Annotated in this window: 3 protein-coding genes; 2 read left to right on the top strand and 1 reads right to left on the bottom strand. The window is 63.4% G+C overall.

The genetic code is table 11. The annotated features are described in order from the left end of the window. Positions 1-58: 58 nt before the first annotated feature. Complete coding sequence (gene ltrA, locus AC3WLT_RS36900) at positions 59-1,069, bottom strand: group II intron reverse transcriptase/maturase (protein ID WP_492596484.1); 1,011 nt, start codon at positions 1,067-1,069, stop codon at positions 59-61. A gap of 567 nt (positions 1,070-1,636) precedes the next feature. Here ltrA and AC3WLT_RS36895 point away from each other — a divergent pair. Continuing rightward, on the top strand, positions 1,637-2,512 hold the full coding sequence (locus AC3WLT_RS36895; RefSeq protein ID WP_492596483.1) for a tyrosine-type recombinase/integrase: 876 nt from the start codon (positions 1,637-1,639) through the stop codon (positions 2,510-2,512). Between the two features lie 20 nt (positions 2,513-2,532). Next, a complete protein-coding gene (locus AC3WLT_RS36890) occupies positions 2,533-3,702 on the top strand; it encodes an IS91 family transposase (RefSeq protein WP_492596482.1) in 1,170 nt (389 codons plus the stop codon). Positions 3,703-4,291: the final 589 nt, after the last annotated feature.

Genomic DNA, 4,291 nt, shown 5'->3' with positions numbered 1-4,291 from the left:
TCACAGTTGCTTCGGTCATAGGACGTTGTTTCCGTTATCGTCTCATGACCTCGGCACACTAAAATTCTGACAGGCTCCGTTGGCCTGCCTCGAACCGGTAGCCCAGAAACTCGAACCCATGACCCTCCAGCCGGCAATCCCCAACGTGGGTCTTGTCGGGGTGCAGTGTCAAGCCGTTCGCATCCACCCAGGCCCGCATGCGAGAGAGCGCAGCTTCCGCTTCCTCACGTGTACGGCATAACACCACGGCGTCATCCGCGTAGCGCACCATGACCAGCCCTGCCTGGCGCATTGCCACGTCAAGCTCGTGCAGGTACAGATTTGCCAACAGGGGGCTGACAACCGCCCCCTGCGGACTGCCGGAAGTCGGCGTCCAGCGCGTCATGTCTTCCATGATGTCTTGCTTGAGAAAGTACTGGATGAGTTCCAGGACTCGGCCGTCCGCAATTCGCCCGGCCACTCTCGCAAGAAGGGGCAGGTGCGGAATCGAGTCGAAATAGCTTTGCAGATCGGCATCGACCACCCAGCAGTAGCCCGCTTTCACATGCCGGTCCACTTCGCGCAGCGCATCCTTGCAGCCCAAGCCCGGGCGAAAGCCGTAACTTCTCGGCTCGAACTCATTCTCAAAGATCGGCTCGATCACCAGCTTCAGGGCCGCTTGAACAACACGGTCCTTCACAGCAGGTATACCGAGCGGACGACGTCCTTTACCTTTCGGTATGTAAACGCGTCGCACCGGCTGCGGGCGATAGCTCCCGTTCCGCAATGCATGCGCCAGTTCAGCGAGGTATCGGTCCTGCGCTTGCGCGAATCGCTTCACGCTCATGCGGTCCACTCCCGCCGCCCCGGCGTTCTTCTCGACCTGAGCCCATCCCAACGCGAGCGTGTCCAGGCGAAACACCTTGTCAATCAGGCTATGCCACTTACCTCCTTTAACTCCGTTTTGTAGAGCAGCCAACATAGCGTCCGTCCAGATTGAAGTTGACGCGAATTTCCGCTGCACGCAGCTTCCCAGCCCGTTTGCATCTCGTCTAGTCGTTTCCGACACTGGCGATGCTTCGATCTTCATCTCTGCTTCCTTCCGGTCTTTTGCTATCAACTTTCCTGCCCCGCTTCCCTAGTGCGCCTTTTGCTCTGACGCAGGTCTCCACGACTTAACGCTGCCGTGTGCAGTACTATCGGGACTCTGACTCCTGCCAGCGTTCACCTCGCCGGCAGGTCTCCCCGCTTGCTTCGTGACACCGTCCCATCGTTCCGTCCTCAACCACGTGGTACGCCACCGCACCGCTTTGTCTGCCACGACAGCGTGCTGTGTTAATTCCAGGCTTCGCCACTTTAGTGCAGGCTCGCCGCCATACCCCGCCGAAACAGGTTCGTTAACCTACGGACCGACAGTTCGCTTCCGGTTACTCCCCACCCCGCCTCACGACGACGCAGTTACCTTCAGCTACGGAGCTGTGGCCAACTCCGACAGGGACTTTCACCCTGCAGATGGCACGCCATCACGGGCGTACACGAAACCGCTCGCGCGGTAGGGGGCTCCGGCCGGCGTGTGCGGTTCATGGGAGGTCCGCCGCGCGGTTTCGTATGTTGGCGAATGAGGCAATCCGCCTCGTTCTCCAGCAGGAGCCCAATCATGACCTTCTCCCATACGAACGCCAGTCCACTGCGCCAGCGCATGACCGACGACATGCGCATGCGCCAGCTTTCGCCGAAGACGCAGGACACCTATCTGCGCATCGTGCGCGAATTTGCCCGGTTTCTCGGGCGCTCACCTGATACAGCCACCGTTGAGGACCTGCGGCGCTACCAGCTGCATCTCGTCGATCAAGGCACCTCGCCCGTGTCACTGAACCACGCCATTACCGGCCTGAAGTTCTTCTTTGAGGTCACGCTCGACCGGCCCGAGCTGATGGTCAGGATGCACCCGGTGCGCATGCCCCGCACGCTGCCCGTCGTGCTCAGTCCCGACGAAGTACGGCGACTCATCGAGGCAGCGGGGAATCTTAAGCACCAGACCGCGCTATCGGTCGCGTACGGGGCCGGCCTGCGCGCCAGCGAAGTGGTGGCCCTGAAGGTCACCGACATCGACAGCCAGCGCATGACGCTGCGCATCGAGCAGGGCAAGGGCCGCCGCGACCGCTACGCCATGCTCTCGCCGGTGCTGCTCGAGCGCCTGCGCGTGTGGTGGCATGTGGCCCGGGCCCAGGGCAGGATGCTGGATGGCGGGTGGCTCTTTCCCGGGCTCGATCCCGTCGACCCGCTCAGCACGCGCCAGCTGAACCGCGCCATCCATGCCGCCGCCGAGGCCGCACACATCGACAAGCGCGTCTCCATGCACACCCTGCGGCACAGTTTCGCGACACACCTGCTCGAACAGAAGGTGGATATCCGCGTGATCCAGGTCCTGCTCGGCCACGCCAAGCTCGAGAACACCGCGCTCTACGTCCAGGTGGCCACCGACCTGCTGCACGAGGTTACCAGTCCGCTGGACCGCCTGCCCTCCGAGTAAGCCGCGCGCTGTAGCGCCTCATGCTGGAGGTTGCGGACATCTTCCGCAGCCACGGGCCAGCGTGGAGAGCAACGGCACACCTGAGCCTGGGGCAGCTGAAGGTCATGTCGGCCATCGAACAGTGCCGCACCGCGGCGCTGGGCGGGCATGTGCTGCGCTGTTCCGGCTGCTCGCAGATCGAAGTCGCCTACAACTCCTGCCGCAACCGGCACTGCATGAAGTGCCAGGCCAGTGCCGCACATCGCTGGCTCGAGGCGCGCCAGGCCGACCTGCTTCCGGTCGAGTACTACCACGTCGTCTTCACGCTGCCCGCGCCTGTCAGCGCGATCGCCTGGTACAACAAGCGGGTGATCTACGGACTGCTGTTCGATATCGCCGCCGAAACACTGCGTACCATCGCGGCAGACCCCAGGCACCTGGGCGCACAGATCGGCGCCACCCTCGTGTTGCACACCTGGGGCTCCGCTCTCACGCATCATCCGCACGTGCACGGCATCGTGCCCGGTGGCGGCCTGTCTCCCGATGGTGAGCGGTGGATTGCGTGCCGGCCCGGCTTCTTCCTGCCGGTGCGCGTCCTGTCACGCCTGTTCCGGCGCCGCTTCCTCGAAGCGCTCGCAGACGCACACCGACGCGGTGTGCTGCAGTTCTTCGGCGAGTATGCGGGGCTCGCGGATCCAGCCGCCTTTGCCCGGTGGCTTGCGCCGCTGCGCACCTGCGAATGGGTCGTGTACGCCAAGCGCCCGTTTGCGGGACCGAAAGCGGTGCTCGAGTACCTCTCACGCTATACCCACCGCGTCGCGATCTCCAACCAGCGCCTGGTCGCATTCGATGAGCGCGGCGTGACCTTCCGCTGGAAGGACTACCGCGCGAAGGGACACACCCGCTACAAGACCATGACGCTCGAAGCCGGCGAGTTCATGCGTCGCTTCCTGCTGCACGTGCTGCCCGGCGGCTTCCATCGCATCCGTCACTACGGGTTGCTGGCCAACCCGGTGCGCCGCGTCAGTCTCGCCAGGGTGCGTGAACTGCTGGACGTCGTGCCCGAGTTCAACATACCGCCGCAAGACGCGGTCGTCGCAGCCCGCCCCGCCTTCGTCTGCCGGCACTGCGGTGCGCCGATGATCGTCATCGAGATACTGGAACGCACGGCGCCCATTCGCGCACCACCCATGCCACGAGGCCCGACATGAGCGCAACGCCTCCTGCACGTGTAACCCGACCGTCGGCTCTGCGGCAACGCGGCCCACGAGCGGACGTTTGCGCCTGCCGCTTCGCTCAGTCCCTCGCACGTCCGCTTCGCCATCACAATTGCGCCACTGCACCGCTTCATCACTGCGTCAGCGCGCATCCAGCATCCCACCTGACTGCGCATCCATCAACATTGCTGGCCATCCCGGTCTATCAATCGCCATAGCGGCCAGGGCTCCGACCGCATCGGGGCACTCCGCGGTTTCCTCCATCGAGGCTCGTTCGACGCCTGCCAGCAAGGCGTGGTGGCACACTCACATTCCTGCGGACGATGGCAGGCATCGAACAACCCTAAACGAAGAACAACCCTAAACGAAGAACAACCCTAAACGAAGAACAACCCTAAACGAAGAACAACCCTAAACGAACGAACAACCCTAAACGAACTCGGCCGCAGGAGCCGACGTTGCTCGCCGGCCGATGGGTTCATGCAGACTGCAGCGAGTCCGTAAGAGGATCGTGCGGATAAGCGGCCAGGCACACCTCCAGCACCTCAGCGCGAAGCCAGCGATGGGCCGGATCCTGGTCGAG

This window comes from Paraburkholderia sp. FW306-2-2C-D06C, from assembly GCF_058781505.1.
The sequence above is the reverse complement of the archived record's forward strand: the minus strand, read 5'-3'. Positions and strand labels throughout refer to the sequence as shown.

Excerpts from the sequence above, each read along its gene's own strand:
- ltrA (WP_492596484.1), bottom strand. The coding sequence starts at position 1,069 with ATGAAGATCGAAGCATCGCCAGTGTCGGAAACGACTAGACGAGATGCA.
- AC3WLT_RS36895 (WP_492596483.1), top strand. The coding sequence starts at position 1,637 with ATGACCTTCTCCCATACGAACGCCAGTCCACTGCGCCAGCGCATGACC.
- AC3WLT_RS36890 (WP_492596482.1), top strand. The coding sequence starts at position 2,533 with ATGCTGGAGGTTGCGGACATCTTCCGCAGCCACGGGCCAGCGTGGAGA.